Genomic DNA, 17,076 nt, shown 5'->3' on the forward strand with positions numbered 1-17,076 from the left:
GAACATCGACCGCGATGGAGCGCGCGAGCGTTGAGCGCAGAAAGTGCGCTCAGGCCGCCGCCAGGGGCTTCGACACATCCTCCAGGGATTTGCCTTCCGCCGCCGTGCCCCAGATGCCGCCGACGATGGCGGCGATCAGCATCAGCGCGGCACCGATGCCGTAGCCGATGAGCACGTTGTCGCGTGACCCGGTCTCCACCAATGCGCCGAACAGGAGCGGTCCCGACACGCCGCCGATACCGGTGCCGAGCGCGTAGAACACCGCGATGGCGAGCGCCCTGATTTCCAGCGGGAAGGTCTCGGCAACGGTGAGGTAGGCGGCACTCGCGGCGGCGGAGGCGAAGAAGAACACCACCATCCAGGCCGCCGTCTGGCCCACGGCACCGAACACTTCGATCTTGAACAGGTAGCCGGTGACGGTCAGCAGCACCGCCGAGATGCCGTAGGTGAAGGCGATCATCTGGCGGCGGCCGATCGTGTCGAACAGGCGGCCGAGGAGCACGGGGCCGAGGAAGGAGCCCAATGCGAAGGGCAGCAGGTACCAGCCGACATGGTCGCCCGGCACTTGATAGAAGCGCTGGAGCACGAGGGCGTAGGTGAAGAACAGTGCGTTGTAGAAGAACGCCTGCGCGACCATCAGCGCGAGACCGACCAGCGTCTGCTTGCGGTGGCCGATCAGCATGGTGCCGAACACTTCCTTGAGCGGCGTGTGGCTGCGGGTCTTCAGCTTCATGCGCTTGGATTCATCCACCGGCGGCAGGGTGATGCCCTCGTCGGTGAAGCGCTTCTCGATTGCCGTCACCACCCGGTCGGCCTCGGCGACGTAGCCATGGGTCGCGAGCCAGCGCGGGCTTTCGGGGATCCAGGTCCGCAAAAGCAGGATCACGAGGCCGATGCCCCCGCCGACGAAGAAGGCAATGCGCCAGCCCCAGGCGGGGTCGATCATGCCGGGACGCAGCACGGCGATGGAGAGGAAGGAGCCGAGCGCCGCGCCGATCCAGAACGAGCCGTTGATGACGAGGTCGGTCCAGCCGCGCACGCGCGCCGGCACGAGTTCCTGAATGGTGGAGTTGATGGCGGTATATTCGCCGCCGATGCCTGCCCCCGTGAGGAAGCGGAAGATGCAGAAGCTCCAGATGTTCCAGGACAGGCCGGTGGCGGCGGTCGCCGCGAGGTAGAGGGCCAGGGTGATAAAGAACAGTTTCTTGCGCCCGATCCGGTCGGTGAGCCAGCCGAAGCCGAGGGCGCCGAAGACCGCGCCGACGAGGTAGGAACTCGCCGCCAGGCCGACATCGAATTCGGTGAAGTTCATCGGCGCGGCGCGGAGTGCGCCGACCAGGGAGCCGGCCAGCGTCACTTCGAGGCCGTCGAGCACCCAGGTGATGCCGAGCGCCACGATGACGAGGACGTGGAAGCGCCCCCAGGGCAACCGGTCGAGACGGGCGGAGATATCGGTATCGATGACCGTCCCCATCGGAACCCGCTCGGGGGCGGCGGAACCTGGCTTCGCCTCGACCTTACTCGTCATCGACGCCTCATTAACTGTGGAACACGATTGCTGTTGGCAATGAACGGCCAAGCCTCGCGGTTCCGTCGGCGTCTTTACCTGTTCACGCTTCACTCAAGGTGCTCGTCTCCGGGTGCCGCGACCGATGAATCCCCGCCTTCTCTCCGCTATCCTGGCCACGACTGCGCTCGCTTATCCCGCGCTCGCGCCGCTGCCGATCCAAGCCGGCGAAGCCTTGCATGGCCAGCCCAGCGGCGCCGAGCGCTGGCGGCTCCGCCCGGCCGACGTGACGACGACGGGGACGACAATTCCCGTGATCAAGGATCGACCGGTCTCCGACCTCCCGGCAGAGCGGCGGGCCGTCCGAATGGTCTATCCCAGCCTTCTGGCCGACCGCTGACGTCACCTCTCCGCAAGGCGCGGGTCGAGGGCGTCGCCGAGTCCGTCGCCGAGCACGTTGAGGGCGATCAGGGTCAGGACGAGGAAGGAGGCCGGGCCGGCGAGCATCCATGGCGCGGATTCGAGGGCGCGCGCGCCTTCCGCGATCAAGGCGCCCCAACTGGTGGCCGGCTCCTGCACCCCGAGGCCCAGGAACGACAGGAAGCTCTCCAGCAGGATCACCTTGGGCACGAGCAGGGTCGCCGCCACCGTGACGGGACCGAGCGTGTTCGGGACGACGTGGCGCCGCAGGATCGCCGGCGTCGAAAGCCCGAGCGCCTCGGCGGCGCGGACGAAGTCGCGGGCACGGAGCGAGAGGGTCTGGGCGCGGACGAGGCGGGCCATGTCGAGCCATTCCACCGCGCCGATCGCCACCAGGATCAGCCCCAATCCTGAGCGAAAGAACACCAGCAGCATGATGACGAAGAAGACGAAGGGCAGGGCGTAGAGCATGTCGACGAAGCGCATCATCACCGCATCGGCCACGCCGCCGAGATAGCCGGCGAGCGCGCCGTAGGCGATTCCGATGAGCAGCGCCACGGCGGTGGCGACGGCGCCGATGAGCAGGGACACCCGCCCGGCGACGAGGCTGCGGGTGAGAAGATCACGCCCGAGCATGTCGGTGCCGAGAAGGAAGCGCAGGCGGCCCAGCGGCGCCTCGACCACGAGGCGCCGCCCGCCATCCTGACGATCGAGGACAGTGGCCGGGCCGAACAGGTCGGACCGGGGGAGATAGACGAGGACGCGCTCGTCGATGGGCTTGGCCATGTCGGAGAGCACCAGGCGCACGCGGTCGCCGGACACGGCGATGTCGGAGACCGTGACCCGCATGCGGAAGGCGAGGCGGGTCAGCGCGGGCGCGATCTCGCCGGGCTCGGGATGCGCGGCGAGGCTCGGCGCGGTGCGGACGAGGTCGGGATAGATCCGTCCCGGCTCGTGGCCGGTGAAGCGCGGCCCGACCAGGCAGGCGAGGATCATCGCGACCAGGACAACGAGGGCGGCGAGGGCGCCCCTGTTGCGCGCGAGACGGTTCGCGGCGCGGATCATCGGGCCTTCCTCAGGCGCGGATCGAGGACGGCACAGGCGATGTCGGCGACGATGTTGAGCAGCGTGACGAAGAGCGCGACCAGAACCACCGTGCCCATCACCAGGGTGTAGTCGCGGTTGAGCGCGCCATCGACGAAGGCGCGCCCGATGCCGGGCAGACCGAAGATCGTCTCGACCACCACGGAGCCGGTGAGAAGCGCGGCGGCGATGGGGCCGAGGATCGCGATCACCGGCGGCAGCGCCCCGCGCAGGGCGTGGCGGGCGATGCGATGAGGCGGCAGGCCCATGGCCCGCATGGTGCGGATCGGCTGGGCGCTCAGCGTCTCGACGAGCGATGCCCTGGTGAGCCGGGCGATGGCACCGATCTGCGGCAGCGCGAGGGTAAGAACGGGGAGCACGAGATGCGAGGGTGCTCCGCCCTCCCAGCTTCCCACCGGTAGCCAGCGGAGGCTCAGCCCGAACACGATCTGCAGCAGCGGGGCGACGACGAAATTGGGCACCGCCAGGGTCAGCCCGGCGAGGAGCCCGATGGACCGGTCGATCCATCCGCCACGCCGGAACGCCGCCCAGGCTCCGAGCCCGATCCCCAAGCTCAGAGCGCCGGCGAGTGCGAGGCCGCCGAGGATCATGGAGACTGGCAGGCCGCGGGCGAACAGGTCGGCCACGGTGAGGTCGCGGAAGGAGAAGGAGGGGCCGAGATCGCCCCGCATCAGCGCGGCGAGGTAGCGACCGTATTGCACGATGAGGGGCTGATCGAGGCCGTAGACGCGGGCGAGGTTCTGCATCGCGGCCGGCGGCAGCGGGCGCTCCAGATCGAACGGCCCGCCGGGGGCGAGGCGGATGAGGAAGAAGCTGCCCGTGACGACGAGGAACAGGGTCGGGACCGCCTGGACGAGGCGGCGCAGGACGAAGCCGATCATTCCGGCATCTCCGCCGTCACGCGTCGAGCCTGAGGAATCGCGTGGGCGAGGCGTTGCGAAGATTCGGGTGGTAGCCGGTGAGACGCGGCGAGATCAGCGCTTTCGATCGGGTATGCAGCACCGGAATCCAGGGCAGGTCGTCGAGGACGATCGTCTCCGCCCGGAACAGGATATCGGCCCGCTTGGCGACATCCCGCTCGGAGGCCGCAGCGCGCATCGATCCGTCATAGGCCGGATTGCTGTAGCGGCCGGGGTTGAGCCCATCGTTGCCGGTCTCCAGCAGGAACAGGAAGTTCTGCGGATCGGAATAATCGGCGAACCAGGACATGCGCGCGACATCGAAGTCGCCGCCGTCGCGCAGATGGGCGAAATGGGTCTTGGCGTCGGTGTAGACGAGGCGCGTCTCGATGCCGATGCCGCGCCACATATCGGCGATGGCCACCGCCGTGTTGCGGTTGTTGTCGGTGGTGTTGAAGCGATACTCGATGGTGAGCGGCTTCCTCCCGGGACCGTACCCGGCCTCCGCGAGCAGCGAACGCGCCTCGTCCTCGCGGTCGATCGGCAACGCATTCCGCCCGGCGAGTTCCGGCGGCGTGCGATAATTGTCGAGGCCCGGCGGGCACAGGGAATAGGCCGGCGACATGGTCTCGCCCCACAGCCTCTCGGCCAGGAACTCGCGATCGATCACCAGGGACAGCGCCCGGCGCAGGCGGACATCGTCGAAGGGAGGCTTTTTCGTATTGACGGCGAGGGAATAGAGCCCGAGCGACGGGCCGAGGACGACCTGACGGCCGAACCGCGCCTTGAGGGAGGCCATCTGGTCGCCCGGCAGGTCGGCCAGCGAATCGATCTCGCCGCCGGCATAACGGCGGACCGCGCTGGAGAGGTCGGGCGTCGGCAGGAAGGCGACCGTCTCGATCGCAACGCCGGCCGCCGCGTGAAAATGGGGATTGCGCTTCAGCGTGATGCGGTCGTTCGGCACCATGTCGACGAGGGCGTAGGCGCCGTTGCTGACGAGGTTGCCCGGCCGGGTGAAAGCATCGCCGAACCTGGCGACGGAGGCGGGATGCACCGGCAGCGAGGTCTGGTGGGTCAGGAGTTCGAGGAAGTAGGGCGTCGGCTGTTCGAGGGTGACGACCAGGACCCGCTCATCCGGAGAAACGACGCCCAGCGTCTCCGGCGGCGCCTCGCCCTGGTTCACGCCTCGGGCATTCTTCAGCGGATACAGGACCTCGGCGTATTTCGCTGCCGTCGCCGGGTGCAAGATCCGGCGCAGCCCGAAGACGAAGTCCGAGGCCACCACCGGGTCGCCGTTCGACCAGCGTCCATCCCCGCGCAGGTGGAAGGTGTAGGTCAGGGCGTCATCGGAGACGGTCCAATGCGTCGCCGCTCCGGGAATGATGGCGCCGTGATTGTCGTAGGTGAGGAGCCCCTCGTAGAGATCGCGTAGGATATGCGCCTCCGCCACGGTGGAGGATTTGTGCGGATCGAGGGTCTCCGGGTCGGCATCGTTGCCGCGCCTGTAGACGGATGCGGGAGCGGCGCGCGCCGTGCTACGGCCCGCGAGGAGTATGGCCGCGCCGCCGAGAAGACAGGCGCGCCGATCCGGGCGCATGGTGGCGCTCAGGCGCCGGTCTGCGCGGTGAAGCCCGCCGCCTCGATCCCGGCGAGCGCGCAGAGTTCGTCGTTGTCGGACGTATCTCCTGAGATGCCGACGGCGCCCACCACGCCCTCGCCGTCACGGATCAGCACGCCGCCCGGCACCGGCACCAAAGCGGCCGGACCGACGAGATGGCTCACCGCCGCCACGAAATAGGCCTGCTCCTCGGCCCGCTTGTGGATGGCGCGGCCACCGAGGCCCAGAGCGAGGCAGCCATTGGCCTTGCCCATGGCGATCTCCGCCCGCCGCAGCGACGTGCCGTCCTCGGCCGCCATCGCCTTGAGCGCGCCGCGCGCGTCGTAGACTACCACCGCGAGGGGTTTCAGGCTCCGCTCGCGCGCCGTCCTGAGCGCAGTAGCGACGATGGTCTGGGCGGCGGGGAGGGTCAGGTCGGGCATCGGTTTACCGGGGCGATGAGTGACGTGTCGTACCGGACGTAGCCCGCCCTTCGACGCCGGACCAGCCCCAGCCTCATCCGCCGAACTCGGCGAGGAACGCATCGTAGTGCCGCGTCACTGCCGGGAGATCCTCGAAATGCGGGAAGGCGCCCGTGGGCAGCACATCGACGACCCAGTTCGGACGCCCCGCGACGCGGCCGGCGTAGCGATAATCCACGAAATCGCCGCGCACGCCGTGGATCATCCAGACCGGCAGGGGCAGGGCTTCGTAGAGGTGGCCCGGCGCATCCGGAAACAGGGCGCCCGACAGGAACGAGAACGGTGCATGCCGCGCGCCCGGCCGGTGGGCGGAAGCATGATCGTAAGCGAGCAGGCCCTCGTCGATGTCGCTGGAACCCCAGGTCTTCTCCAAAAAGAAGCGCATGCTCGGCCGGCTCACCAGGAGGTCGAACAGCGGCTCTCCCCAAAGCGGTGTGTTCAACATGGCACGGGCGACGGCGCCGCCATGCCGGGTCCGGTCGCGATGCCGGCCGACGAAGCGGGCATCGAACCCGGTCGGGCTGAGAAGACCGAGGCTGCGATAATCGCCCGGCGCCTCCAAGGCGGCGGCGGCGAGGTACTCGCAGGACAGGGACAGGGCGAGCGCATCGATCCGCCCGCCGCCGTGTCGATGCCGGATTTCCGCGACGACGGCGTGGATCGCGTCGGTCATCAGGCGCGGGGTGTAGACGCGGTCGCTGCGCTCGGAGAAACCGAAGCCGGGCAGGTCGAGAGCGTAGACAGGACGGCTGCCCGCATAGTGCCGGTAGAGCGGCCGGATCTCGTAGGCGTTGGCCACCGCGTTGACGGAGTGGATCAGCAGCAGCGGCACGCCCGGCGCAGCAGTACTCCCGTAGAGACCGATCCCGCCGGCCGGCGTCTCGAGGCATTCATGCCGGCCAGGCAGGGCCGGGTGGAGCGGCCGGCGATGATCGATGCCGAACCGACTGTAGGCGATCCATGCGCCCGCAGCGCCCAGGGGCAGGAGCGCGAGCTTGGCGGCGAGGCCCGTGCGGGGCTCGGACCTGTCGCGTCGGGTCGGTGCGGGCATGGAAGCGTCCGGGTCTTGGTTCAGGCTCCGGGAAACGCGGAGCGATCGCGGTTGCTCCCGGAATTCGCACCCATCACGCCGTCGCGCCTTCGATCTCCCCGCTCAGTTCCAGCCATTCCTCCTCGGCCGTTTCCAAAGCGGTGGCCGCGTCCGAGCGCATCTTGGCGAGTTCGCCGGCCTTGGCGGCATTGGTCTGGAAGGCGGTGCCGTCGGCGAGCGCGGCGTCGATCTTGGTCATGGCGTCGGTGAGCTTCTTCATCCGCGCCTCGACGCCCTCCAGCTTCTTGCGCAGGGGGGCCAATGCCACGCGGCGGTCGGCATTCGAGCGGCGCTCCAGCGCCTTCACCCCGCCGGCGATCTCGGACGCGCCCTTCTCGGCCTCGCGTTCTGGGCCGGCGAGGACGAAGCGGCGGTAATCGTCCATGTCACCGTCGAAGGCCTTCACGCTGCCGTTCGCGACGAGCCAGAGCCGGTCGGCGCAGGCCTCCACCAGGAAGCGGTCGTGGCTCACCAAGATGACGGCGCCCTCGTAATCGTTGATCGCCTCCACCAAGGCCTGCCGGCTCTCGATGTCGAGGTGGTTGGTCGGCTCGTCGAGGATCAGCAGATGCGGGCCCTTGAAGGCCGCCAGCCCCATCAGCAGCCGCGCCTTCTCGCCGCCGGAAAGCTGCGAGACGGGCGTCTCGGATTTGGTCCCCGAGAACCCGAGCCGGGCAGCGGCGGCGCGTGCCTTCGATTCCGGCACGTCCGGCATCAGGTCGCGGACATGGGCGTAGGCGCTCTCGGCGGGGCGCAACTCGTCGAGCTGGTGCTGGGCGAAATAGGCCACCTCCATCTTGCCCGAGCGCCGCATCTCGCCGCTGAGCGGCGGCAGGCGCCCGCCGATGAGCTTGCAGAAGGTCGACTTGCCGTTGCCGTTGGCGCCGAGCAACGCCACCCGATCGTCGGGTGCCAGCGACAGGTTGAGGCCAGACAGCACGATCCGGTCGGGATAACCGGCCTGCACCCGCTCCATCGCGACGATGGGCGGCGACAGGGGCCGCTCCGGGCTCGGCAGGCGGAAGGCCGGCACGTCGTCCTCGATCACCGAGGCGATGATCTCCATCTTAGCGAGGCGCTTGACGCGGGACTGGGCCTGGCGCGCCTTGGTCGCCTTGGCCTTGAACCGGTCGACGAAGCTCTGGAGATGCGCCCGCTCGGCATCCTGCTTGGCCTTGGCTTTCGACTGCAGCACGCGCTTCTCGGCGACCTGTCGTGCGAAAGAGGTGTAGCCGCCGCGATAGATGCTGAGCTTGCCGCGATCGAGGTGCAGGATGTGGTCGACGCACTCGTCGAGCAGGTCGCGGTCGTGGCTGATGATCACGGCGGTGCGCGGGTAGCGCTCGAGGTAGTCGTAGAGCCAGATCGTGCCCTCGATATCGAGGTAGTTGGTCGGCTCGTCGAGGAGCAACAGGTCGGGCTCGGAGAACAGCACGGCGGCGAGCGCCACGCGCATGCGCCAGCCGCCGGAGAAGTCGGAGCAGGGCCGCGCCTGCGCCTCCGCGTCGAAGCCGAGGCCGTGCAGGATGGCGGCCGCGCGGGCCGGGGCCGAATGCGCCTCGATATCCACGAGCCGCGTCTCGATCTCGGCCCGGCGCAGGCCGTCGGCGTGCTCGGCCTCCGCCATCAGGCGGCCGCGCTCGGTATCGGCGGCGAGCACCACCGCGTGCAGGGTCTCGGGGCCGGCCGGGGCTTCCTGCGCCACCGCGCCGATGCGCATGCCCTTGGGCATCGAGACGGTGCCGCCCTCGGTGGGCAACTCGCCCAGGATCGCCTTGAACAGCGTGGTCTTGCCCGCGCCGTTTCGGCCCACGAGCCCGACCCGGGCGCGGTCCGGAATGACGAAGGTGGCGCCGTCGAGGATCAGGCGTTCGCCGATGCGGTAGGTGAGGTCGTTGACGCGGAGCATGGAAGGCTTCTGGCGGCGCGCGGCAACGGTTGCAAGGGGCGGGTGGCAGGAGGGGGATGGCAAGGGGCGGGTGGCATAGGGAGCGTCGCCGAGAGGCGGGGAGGCGGACGGCCATATCCGGCGGAGGCAAGGCATTGTAATGCGGCCGCCATGACCTTGACGCTTCTCGGCGCCCTCGTGCCGATCGCTCTCCTGATCGGGCTCGGCGCAGCCCTGCGCCGCCTCGGCTTCCTCGCCGAGGGCTTCTGGCCGCAGGCCGAGCGCCTCGCCTATTACGTACTGCTGCCGAGCCTTCTCCTCGACAGTCTCGCCACGGCACGCCTCGCCGATGTTCCGGTGGGCGCCCTCGCTCTGGTCCTGGTGGTCTCCACCCTGATGGTGGCGGGTCTGATGCTGGCGGCCCGGCCGCACCTCGGCTTCGGCGGGCCGGCCTTCACCTCGGTGTTCCAGGGAGGGATCCGCTTCAACAACTACGTGGGCGTCTCGGCGGCAGCCGGCCTCTACGGCGCTCAGGGCGTCGCCCTGGCGGCGGTGGCGAATGCCGCGATCGTGCCGACGGTCAACGTTCTCTGCGTGCTCGTCTTCGCCCGGTTCGGGACGGCGGGCCGCCCCACGGCCCTCGGCCTCGCGCGGCAGATCGCACTCAACCCGCTGGTCGTCGGCAGCCTCGGCGGCATCGCACTCCAGGCCTCGGGCCTCGGCCTGCCGGCGGGGATCGAACCGATGCTGCGAGCGCTGGGTCAGGCTTCGCTGCCGCTGGGCCTGCTCTGCGTCGGTGCCGCTCTCGATTTCGGCGCGGCGCGAAGCTGGGTCCGGCCGGTGGCCGTGGCGTCCCTGATCAAGTTCGGGCTGATGCCGATCGCCACCGTGCTCGCCTGCCTCGTATTGGGGCTCAATGGACCGGCCGCGGTGACGGCACTGCTGTTCCAGACCCTGCCGACGGCATCGTCCTCCTACATCATGTCGCGCCAGCTCGGCGGGGATGCACCGCTGATGGCGGGAATCACGGCGACGCAGACGGTGATCGCCGGAGTGGCGCTTCCCCTAGCCCTGGCCGTCGTCCTGGCCCTGACCGGCCTCGGCTGAGGGCATTTCGGCGGGGCCCGCTTCAGGCCAGTTCCCAGGCGGCGGGATCGTTCATCAGGGTCTCGACGAGGGCGTGGTTCAGTTCGTGGCCGGTATGCGAGGCCTCGATTCGGCCGAGGATCGGATATCCGGCGAGCGCGAGATCGCCGATCAGGTCGAGCATGCGGTGCCGCACCGGCTCATCGGGCACTGTCATCCCGCCGAGGATGCGCCCGCCGACGATACAGGCGGTCGATGACAGGTTCGCTCCCCGGAGCAGGGGCTTGCGCAACAGGGCGCCGTAGATCTTGGCGGGGAGCGCCCATTTGGCCCGCCCGAAACTGCGCGAGGGGGCGAGTTGCTCGGTGAATGTCTCGGGCGTGACCGTGCCGGACCAGTGCATGGCGTCGAAATGGGAGAGCTGGAGATGGCCGGAGATCTGGAGCGCATCCGCCGGTTCGATCCTCAACGTCCGATGGTCCTGGCGCACCTCCAGAGGACGCAGCACGCGGATGCTGCGCCTCGTCGCATCGCTCTCGGTCCGGCCGCTTGCGCGCAGTCCGGCGCACCAGGGCAGGGCGCTTCCATCGAAGATCGGCAATTCCTCCGCGTCGAGGGAAACGAGCGCGTTGTCGATGCGATACGCGCTGAGCGCGGCCAGCAGATGCTCCACGGTCCGGATCAGCGGCCCGTCGGTCGAGCGCAACGCGGTGCAGAGCGGCTGCGTCTCGCGGAACCTCCACGAGGCCGGCACATCGATGGCGCGTCCATTGGCGAGGGTTCGCCGGAAGACGATGCCGTGATCCTCGTAGGCCGGCGCCACCGTCACCGTGACGCGGCGCCCGGTATGCAGGCCGTAGCCCGTCAGCCCGAAACTCGCGGCCAGCGTCGCCTGCCGGGACCCCGCTCCCGGCAGGGCCGCGTCTCGCGCAGGTGCGACCGACATGGCGAAGGACTTCGCCATCGCGTCATGCCCTGCCGACGAGAGGGAGACCGAGTCCGAGGCGATGCAGGTCGGCGACCGGGCCGATCCTGCGCGGCCAGGACTCCATTCTTCCGCAGGACTCCATTCTTCCGCAAGACGCCAATCCCGTCGCTTCGAGCCCATGGATCCGAGAGGAGGAGGGGCTAAGGTTTCGCCGACGATCTCCCGCCATGGCTTCGACCCTCCCGGCACGTCTCGACTCCTCGGCGCGAACAACCGGGATCGGCGTGAGACAGACGGCTCATTCTCCGGCGCGAGAACACGTTAACCGGTGTGGCGCCGAGGGTTGGTAAACTTCGCGCGATGAGCGAAAGGAGATGAAGGCCGATGATCCGGTCGCGACCGGCGACGCAGCTCGGCGGCACGACTTAGGTAGGGATGGCCCGCCCGAGTGACTTGACCCACGGGACCGGCAGCTTAACGATCGGTCGGCTTTAGGAGACGATACGCGTGACCACAGGACGGCTGGCGACAATCCCCTTCTTCAAGGAGCCGGGAATCGAGCTGTCCACCTACGAGACCCGCTGCCATTGGCGCCGGTTCGACGAGAACGAGGTGCTGGTCGATTACGACGACATCTCGACCGACGTCTATTTCCTGGCCTCCGGTGAAGTCCGCATCCTCAACCGCTCGCAATCGGGCAAGGAAGTCATTCTCGGCGAGATGCGCGGGGGCGCTTTCTTCGGCGAGCTCGCGGCCCTCGACGGGATCGGCCGCTCGGCCAACGTCACCGCCCTGACCCGCGGCGAGGTCTGCGTGGTCCCGGCCCCGATCTTCCGGCAGATGATCTTCGCCTCCGAGGCCATCGCCGACCGGCTGTTCCGGCTGCTCGCCAAGCGGGTGCGCGAACTCAACACACGCCTGATGGAGCACGCGCTCCTCGACCTGCGCCATCGGCTCTATGCCGAGCTGCTGCGCCTGTCGGTGCCGCGTGCGGGTGGCGACGGCGAGCGGGTGGTGACGCCGCCGCCCTATCATCACGTCCTCGCCGCCCGCATCGGCTGCCGGCGCGAGCAGGTGACCCGCGAATTCACGGTCATGGCGGCCGACGGCCTGATCGACCGGACGCGCGGCGCCCTCGTCATCCGCCGGCCGGACCTGCTGGAGGCGCGGGTCGCCGAAGCCTTGCGCGAGGACAGTTGACGGGCAAAACCGCCGTGGCGCCGTTCCTGACCCTAGAACGGGTCAGCAAGAGGTTCGGCGCCCATGAGGCGGTGGCGGATCTCTCGCTCGACATGCCCCCGGGCGAGATCCTATGCCTGCTCGGGCCTTCGGGCTGCGGAAAGAGCACCCTCCTGCGCCTGATCGCCGGGTTCGAGACGCCCAGCTCCGGCACGATCCGCCTCGACGGCACCGATCTCGCCGGCCTCGCCCCGCACAGGCGGCCGGTGAACATGATGTTCCAGTCCTATGCGCTGTTTCCGCACCTCAGCGTGGCGCAGAACATCGCCTACGGATTGAAGGGCCTCGGCCGCGAGGCCGCGACGGCCCGCGTCACCGATCTGCTGCGCCTCGTCCGTCTCGAAGGCTTCGGGGACCGGCGTCCCGAGACCTTGTCCGGTGGGCAGCGCCAGCGCGTCGCCCTCGCGCGCGCGCTGGCCCGCGAGCCAAAGGTGCTCCTCCTCGACGAACCGCTCGGCGCCCTCGACCGGGGCCTGCGCGAGCAGACCCAGGGAGAGTTGCGCGCGATCCAGCGCCGCCTCGGCACCGCCTTCGTCATCGTCACCCACGATCCCTCGGAAGCCATGGCGCTCGCGGATCGGATCGGCGTGATGGACAAGGGCCGCCTGGTCCAGCTCGGCCGGGCCGAGACGCTCTACGAACGGCCCGCCACCCGCTTCGTCGCCGGCCTTCTCGGCGACGTGAACCTCATTCCGGGTACGGTCGGACGAGCCGACGGCCTGCTGGTACAGGTCGAGACGGCCCTTGGGCCGATCCTCGCCCTGGGGGAGGGCGCCCCGGCTGCCGGCGCACCTGCGATGGTCGCCTTGCGCCCCGAGCGCCTGACGGCTTCGCCCGTCGACCCGACGATGGCGGAGAATCGAAATGCGCTCGACGGGCGCGTGGAGGCCTCGACCTATCTCGGCGACCGCACCCGGCTCGAGATCCGCATGACCGATGGCAGCACGCTCCGAGCGACCCTGCCCACGGGAACCGGGAGCGGAACGGCAATCCGTCTCACTTTCGCGCCGGAGGCCGCGACGGTCGTGGCGGCCTGATGAGACGCCTCCTGCCTCTCGCGCCATATCTATGGCTCGCCGCCTTCGTGCTGCTGCCCTGCCTCATCACACTCAAGATCAGCCTGTCCGCACCGGCGACGGCACAGCCGCCATATCTCCCGGTGCTCGACTGGAGCGCAGGCATCGACGGGTGGGGGGCGTTCCTCGAAGCCCTGGATTTCGCCAATTTCGAGACGCTGGCCGGTGACAGCCTGTATCGCGACGCGGCCCTGTCCTCGGTCGTCTATGCGGGAACGGCGACGGCGATCCTCGTGATCCTCGGCACGCCCATCGCCCATGCGCTCGCCCGGTCACCGGCCCGTTTCCAGCCGATCCTCGTGGCCCTGGTGATCGTGCCGTTCTGGACGAGCTTCCTCATCCGCATCTATGCCTGGATCGCGATCCTGAAGCCCGAAGGACTGCTCAATGCCGCTTTGCTCTGGAGCGGCGTGATCGCCCGCCCGCTCGCTCTCCTGGACACCCCGGCGGCGGTGATGATCGGGCTGACCTATGCCTACCTCCCGTTCATGGTGCTGCCGCTCTACGCGGTGCTCTCCCGCCTCGACCCGGCGCTGACGGAGGCCGCAGCCGATCTCGGAGCCACCCCGACGCGGGCGTTCTGGACCGTCACGCTGCCGCTGGCCCGGCCCGGCATCGTCGCCGGCGCGCTCCTGTGCTTCATCCCGATGGTCGGCGAGTTCATCATCCCCGATCTCCTCGGCGGCTCCGACACGCTGATGCTCGGCCGCGTCCTCTGGAGTGAATTCTTCTCGAACCGCGATTGGCCGCTCGCCTCGGCGGTGGCGGTGCTGCTGCTCATCCTCATCGTCGGGCCGATCGTGCTGTTCCGCGATGCGGAGCGCCAGCGAGAGGATTTCGGCCGGTGACTCCTCTCAACCGCCTCAGCCTCGGTCTCGGCCTCGTCTTCCTCTACGCGCCGATCGCCGTCCTCGTGGTGTTCTCCTTCAACGCCTCCTCCCTCGTCACGGTGTGGGGCGGGTTCTCGACACGCTGGTACGGAATCCTCGTCAATGACGGCCCGCTCATCGCCTCGGCCCTGGTCTCCCTGAAGGTGGCCTCGCTCGCGGCCCTGGTGGCGACGCTCCTCGGCACGACGGCGGCGCTGGCCCTCGACCGCAGCGGCCGCTTTGCCGGACGGGGTAGCTTCACCGGGCTCGTCTACGCGCCGATGGTCATGCCGGAGGTGATCACCGGCCTGTCGCTGCTGCTGCTCTTCGTCGGACTCGGCCTCGACCGGGGCCTCGTCACCCTGGTCATCGCCCATGCCACTCTCGGCCTGGGCTTCGTGACGGTCGTCGTCGGCGCCCGGCTGAAAGGGCTCGACCGCTCGCTCGAAGAGGCGGCGGCGGATCTCGGGGCAGGGCCGTTCCGGGTCTTCGCGACCATCACCCTGCCGCTGATCGCGCCCGCGCTGGCGGCGGCGTTCCTCCTCGCCTTCACCCTGTCCCTGGACGATCTCGTCATCGCGAGCTTCGTCTCGGGGCCGGGCGCGACGACCCTGCCAATGCGCCTCTACAGTCAGGTCCGTCTCGGCGTGAACCCCGAAATCAACGCCGCCTCGACGCTCCTCGTCGGCGGCGTCACCCTCGTGGTGCTCATGGCCTCGTTCCTCACCGGACGACGCCCGGCCGGCGTTCAGGGCGCGTAGGCTCTTACGCGCATCGGCAGGTCGAAGGTGCCCGTCGCCGGCACGCGCAGCGCGTTGGGAGCGACGATCGAGCCTCCACGGGAATCGAGATCCGAGCCACCCTCACGGGAAAGAGCACGGACGGCGACGGCGTCCCACGGTCCCTCGATGTCGAAGAGCGACCCTTGCGGCGGCCCCTGGGAGGCGCCCGGCCGCAAGGTCGTGTCGCCTGCCGCTCGCGGCATCAGTTCCGCCCTCGCGACGAGACTGCGCTCGGGCAGCGACAGGGTTCCGCGCAGCGAGGCGGTGAGCGATGCCGTCTTCAGCATCCCGTCGGTGATGTCCCCGACCCCATCGACGAAGCGCAGGGTCACCCCCGCTCGTTCGAACGGGGTGCGGCCATTCCGGCGGGCCAGGGCACCATCGGCGGCGACTCCGTTGCGATGGACCACATCGGCAAGGTCGAGACCCGTGAGAGTGCCGCCCTCCATGGCAAAGGACGAACGTCCGTTGAGATGCCCGATGAGGCCGGCTGCGGTGCGGCCCGCTCCCTCCAGCATGAACTGTCCCTGGGCGTTGCCCAGAATCCAACCCTCCTGCCCGATATCGACGAGGAGCGTGCCGAGGTCGAGCTGATCGAAGGCGCCCTGCGCCCGCAATTCCGTCTCGCCGCGATCGCTGGCCGAGGTGGTGAGGCCGAACCGCCCCTTGATGGTACCGCCCCTCAAGGAAGCGCGGCTGAGAGAGCCTTCGACGCTGCCTTCGCGCACGAGGAGACTGGAGGCGACATCCTCCATCACGACCGGACCGAGGCGGGCGCTTCCCGCCGAGAGACGCAGGTCGAGATCTCCGCCGGTGAAGGGCCGCAGCGCGAGGCTCTGGCGGCTCCAGCCATTGGCGTTCAGCGTATCGTCGGGGCCGAAGACCCGGATCAGGGTGGCCAGAACGGGCGCGAGGTTCAGGTTCTCCGCAGCCAGAGTCGCCTGCAGGGCCGGGCGGTTCTCGCCGAAGCTGATCGAGCCTGCACCTTCGAGGCGGTTGTCGCCGAGTTGAAGGCGCATCGACGGCAGGAGCAGGTTACGGCCCGAACTCTCGAATGTGCCGTCGATGGCGAAGGTCTCCAGGAATGGCGCGAGGGCGACGTCCGTCCCCGCCCAGTCCATGGTCTCGCGCAAGGACCGGGTCTGCAGGCTGCCCTGGCCGCGAAGCGATACGCCTCCGGCGTAGATACCGCGTCCTTCCGCCGAGAGGTGGCCCGCCGGCCAGGTCACGGAGGCGGAGAAGGGAGATTCCCGGCCCGAGAACAGTTCGTCCAGCCGGAGGCCGCTGAGGGAGAACTGGGTCGGGGTGTCGTTCCAGAGGAAGCTTCCCGCGACGTTGGTCTGCGAGGACCAGAACGGCCAGGACAGGATCAGGTCGACGTCGCTCGCGGTCTGGGCGCTGCCGTCGCGCGGATCGCGGCCCACGATGGTGGCATCGGTGAGGCTGATGCGCCGGGGCCGCGAGCCGCCATCTTCGGTCAGATGGGCTTTCAGGCGGCGGACAGGCTCGGCCCATCGCCGGTCCGCGTCATCGACGGGGAGGGTGATCGTGGTGCGTTCGAGCGAGAGGGTGTCGACCTCGATGCGGCCCGCGAGCAGCGCGCGAATGCCGAGCTTGAGGATGAGCGTTCCGCCCTCGGCGAGAAGCGGGCCGTCCACCGTCCCGGCGTTGAGCCGGACGCCCTCGAAATCCAGTCGGGGGAGGGGAAGCAGAGCGATCCCCGCCGGCCCGTCGGCCTTCATCGCGATCCCGTACTGGGTCGTCAGCGACGTGCCGACGGCCCGCGTCAGGCGAACGGACGCGACCGACCACGGGAAACAGGCACCGATGAGGGCGAGCACGAGGATGCCGAGACACAGGGCCGGCAGAAGGCGGCGGAGCGACATGTCTCTCCCTACTAGAGCAAAACCGCGACGAGCGGCCTCACGGGCGGCCTCGCCGAGCCGCCGTGATCGATCTTCAAAACCTGCCCCCCGTTCCATCCCATAGCGGTCGCGACGGGGTTTGTCTGCCATGCATCATTTCTCCGCAGTGGAGCACGGGGATGCCGGGTTGTTTCCAGAGGGCGGAGAACCGCTCGATCCGCCGGAGAGGCGACAAGTCTCGCGT

General features: G+C 69.1%; 15 protein-coding genes. 6 read left to right on the top strand and 9 right to left on the bottom strand.

All coding sequences use genetic code 11. The features are described 5' to 3' along the window. Positions 1 to 49: 49 nt before the first annotated feature. Entirely contained in the window at positions 50 to 1,528 is a 1,479-nt protein-coding gene (locus A3OK_RS0103310; protein ID WP_026596887.1) for an MFS transporter, read from the bottom strand. Positions 1,529 to 1,652: 124 nt separating this feature from the next. On the opposite strand from A3OK_RS0103310, the gene A3OK_RS0103315 reads away from it, so the two are divergent. Continuing rightward, on the top strand, positions 1,653 to 1,907 hold the full coding sequence (locus A3OK_RS0103315; RefSeq protein ID WP_019903512.1) for a hypothetical protein: 255 nt from the start codon (positions 1,653 to 1,655) through the stop codon (positions 1,905 to 1,907). Between the two features lie 2 nt (positions 1,908 to 1,909). Here A3OK_RS0103315 and A3OK_RS0103320 read toward each other — a convergent pair whose 3' ends face one another. From A3OK_RS0103320 to A3OK_RS0103345, 6 genes are all read right to left on the bottom strand, one after another. After that, entirely contained in the window at positions 1,910 to 2,992 is a 1,083-nt protein-coding gene (locus tag A3OK_RS0103320) for an ABC transporter permease (RefSeq protein ID WP_019903513.1), read from the bottom strand. Further along, the gene (locus tag A3OK_RS0103325) at positions 2,989 to 3,912 is read right to left on the bottom strand and encodes an ABC transporter permease subunit (protein WP_019903514.1); all 924 of its coding nucleotides are present in this window, start codon (positions 3,910 to 3,912) and stop codon (positions 2,989 to 2,991) included. The genes A3OK_RS0103320 and A3OK_RS0103325 overlap by 4 nt, the downstream gene beginning before the upstream one ends. 16 nt (positions 3,913 to 3,928) lie before the next feature. Further along, positions 3,929 to 5,527, bottom strand: a complete 1,599-nt coding sequence (locus tag A3OK_RS0103330; RefSeq protein ID WP_019903515.1) for a peptide ABC transporter substrate-binding protein — start codon at positions 5,525 to 5,527, stop codon at positions 3,929 to 3,931. Between the two features lie 8 nt (positions 5,528 to 5,535). Next, positions 5,536 to 5,970, bottom strand: coding sequence for a heme-binding protein (locus A3OK_RS0103335; protein ID WP_019903516.1), 435 nt, complete (start codon positions 5,968 to 5,970; stop codon positions 5,536 to 5,538). Positions 5,971 to 6,043: 73 nt separating this feature from the next. Beyond that, positions 6,044 to 7,060, bottom strand: coding sequence for an alpha/beta hydrolase (locus tag A3OK_RS0103340; RefSeq protein WP_019903517.1), 1,017 nt, complete (start codon positions 7,058 to 7,060; stop codon positions 6,044 to 6,046). Between the two features lie 73 nt (positions 7,061 to 7,133). Then, positions 7,134 to 9,008: an ABC-F family ATP-binding cassette domain-containing protein gene (locus A3OK_RS0103345; RefSeq protein ID WP_019903518.1), complete on the bottom strand. Its 1,875-nt coding sequence runs from the start codon at positions 9,006 to 9,008 to the stop codon at positions 7,134 to 7,136. A 150-nt stretch (positions 9,009 to 9,158) separates the two neighbouring features. Here A3OK_RS0103345 and A3OK_RS0103350 point away from each other — a divergent pair, with 150 nt between their 5' ends. Beyond that, entirely contained in the window at positions 9,159 to 10,094 is a 936-nt protein-coding gene (locus A3OK_RS0103350; protein WP_019903519.1) for an AEC family transporter, read from the top strand. Between the two features lie 22 nt (positions 10,095 to 10,116). On the opposite strand, the gene A3OK_RS0103355 is transcribed toward A3OK_RS0103350, so the two are convergent. After that, entirely contained in the window at positions 10,117 to 11,019 is a 903-nt protein-coding gene (locus tag A3OK_RS0103355; RefSeq protein WP_051092962.1) for a UDP-3-O-acyl-N-acetylglucosamine deacetylase, read from the bottom strand. A gap of 489 nt (positions 11,020 to 11,508) precedes the next feature. On the opposite strand from A3OK_RS0103355, the gene A3OK_RS0103360 reads away from it, so the two are divergent. The 4 genes from A3OK_RS0103360 to A3OK_RS0103375 are packed head-to-tail and all read left to right on the top strand — an operon-like array spanning position 11,509 to position 14,946. Continuing rightward, on the top strand, positions 11,509 to 12,201 hold the full coding sequence (locus tag A3OK_RS0103360) for a Crp/Fnr family transcriptional regulator (RefSeq protein ID WP_019903521.1): 693 nt from the start codon (positions 11,509 to 11,511) through the stop codon (positions 12,199 to 12,201). Further along, positions 12,198 to 13,277, top strand: coding sequence for an ATP-binding cassette domain-containing protein (locus tag A3OK_RS24785; RefSeq protein WP_019903522.1), 1,080 nt, complete (start codon positions 12,198 to 12,200; stop codon positions 13,275 to 13,277). The genes A3OK_RS0103360 and A3OK_RS24785 overlap by 4 nt, the downstream gene beginning before the upstream one ends. After that, positions 13,277 to 14,164, top strand: a complete 888-nt coding sequence (locus tag A3OK_RS0103370) for an ABC transporter permease subunit (RefSeq protein WP_019903523.1) — start codon at positions 13,277 to 13,279, stop codon at positions 14,162 to 14,164. Before A3OK_RS24785 ends, A3OK_RS0103370 begins: the two co-directional genes overlap by 1 nt. Continuing rightward, positions 14,161 to 14,946 carry an ABC transporter permease subunit gene (locus A3OK_RS0103375; protein ID WP_019903524.1) on the top strand — a complete coding sequence of 262 codons (786 nt, stop codon included), beginning with the start codon at positions 14,161 to 14,163 and terminating at the stop codon, positions 14,944 to 14,946. Before A3OK_RS0103370 ends, A3OK_RS0103375 begins: the two co-directional genes overlap by 4 nt. Here A3OK_RS0103375 and A3OK_RS0103380 read toward each other — a convergent pair. Continuing rightward, positions 14,934 to 16,853 carry an AsmA family protein gene (locus A3OK_RS0103380; RefSeq protein WP_019903525.1) on the bottom strand — a complete coding sequence of 640 codons (1,920 nt, stop codon included), beginning with the start codon at positions 16,851 to 16,853 and terminating at the stop codon, positions 14,934 to 14,936. The genes A3OK_RS0103375 and A3OK_RS0103380 overlap by 13 nt on opposite strands. Positions 16,854 to 17,076 lie beyond the last annotated feature (223 nt).

Source organism: Methylobacterium sp. 77, assembly GCF_000372825.1.
GTDB lineage: Bacteria > Pseudomonadota > Alphaproteobacteria > Rhizobiales > Beijerinckiaceae > Methylobacterium.

What these genes read in the sequence shown, in the direction of transcription:
- A3OK_RS0103310 (WP_026596887.1), bottom strand. Translation starts at nt 1,528, where the DNA reads ATGACGAGTAAGGTCGAGGCGAAGCCAGGTTCCGCCGCCCCCGAGCGG.
- A3OK_RS0103315 (WP_019903512.1), top strand. Translation starts at nt 1,653, where the DNA reads ATGAATCCCCGCCTTCTCTCCGCTATCCTGGCCACGACTGCGCTCGCT.
- A3OK_RS0103320 (WP_019903513.1), bottom strand. Translation starts at nt 2,992, where the DNA reads ATGATCCGCGCCGCGAACCGTCTCGCGCGCAACAGGGGCGCCCTCGCC.
- A3OK_RS0103325 (WP_019903514.1), bottom strand. Translation starts at nt 3,912, where the DNA reads ATGATCGGCTTCGTCCTGCGCCGCCTCGTCCAGGCGGTCCCGACCCTG.
- A3OK_RS0103330 (WP_019903515.1), bottom strand. Translation starts at nt 5,527, where the DNA reads ATGCGCCCGGATCGGCGCGCCTGTCTTCTCGGCGGCGCGGCCATACTC.
- A3OK_RS0103335 (WP_019903516.1), bottom strand. Translation starts at nt 5,970, where the DNA reads ATGCCCGACCTGACCCTCCCCGCCGCCCAGACCATCGTCGCTACTGCG.
- A3OK_RS0103340 (WP_019903517.1), bottom strand. Translation starts at nt 7,060, where the DNA reads ATGCCCGCACCGACCCGACGCGACAGGTCCGAGCCCCGCACGGGCCTC.
- A3OK_RS0103345 (WP_019903518.1), bottom strand. Translation starts at nt 9,008, where the DNA reads ATGCTCCGCGTCAACGACCTCACCTACCGCATCGGCGAACGCCTGATC.
- A3OK_RS0103350 (WP_019903519.1), top strand. Translation starts at nt 9,159, where the DNA reads ATGACCTTGACGCTTCTCGGCGCCCTCGTGCCGATCGCTCTCCTGATC.
- A3OK_RS0103355 (WP_051092962.1), bottom strand. Translation starts at nt 11,019, where the DNA reads ATGTCGGTCGCACCTGCGCGAGACGCGGCCCTGCCGGGAGCGGGGTCC.
- A3OK_RS0103370 (WP_019903523.1), top strand. Translation starts at nt 13,277, where the DNA reads ATGAGACGCCTCCTGCCTCTCGCGCCATATCTATGGCTCGCCGCCTTC.
- A3OK_RS0103380 (WP_019903525.1), bottom strand. Translation starts at nt 16,853, where the DNA reads ATGTCGCTCCGCCGCCTTCTGCCGGCCCTGTGTCTCGGCATCCTCGTG.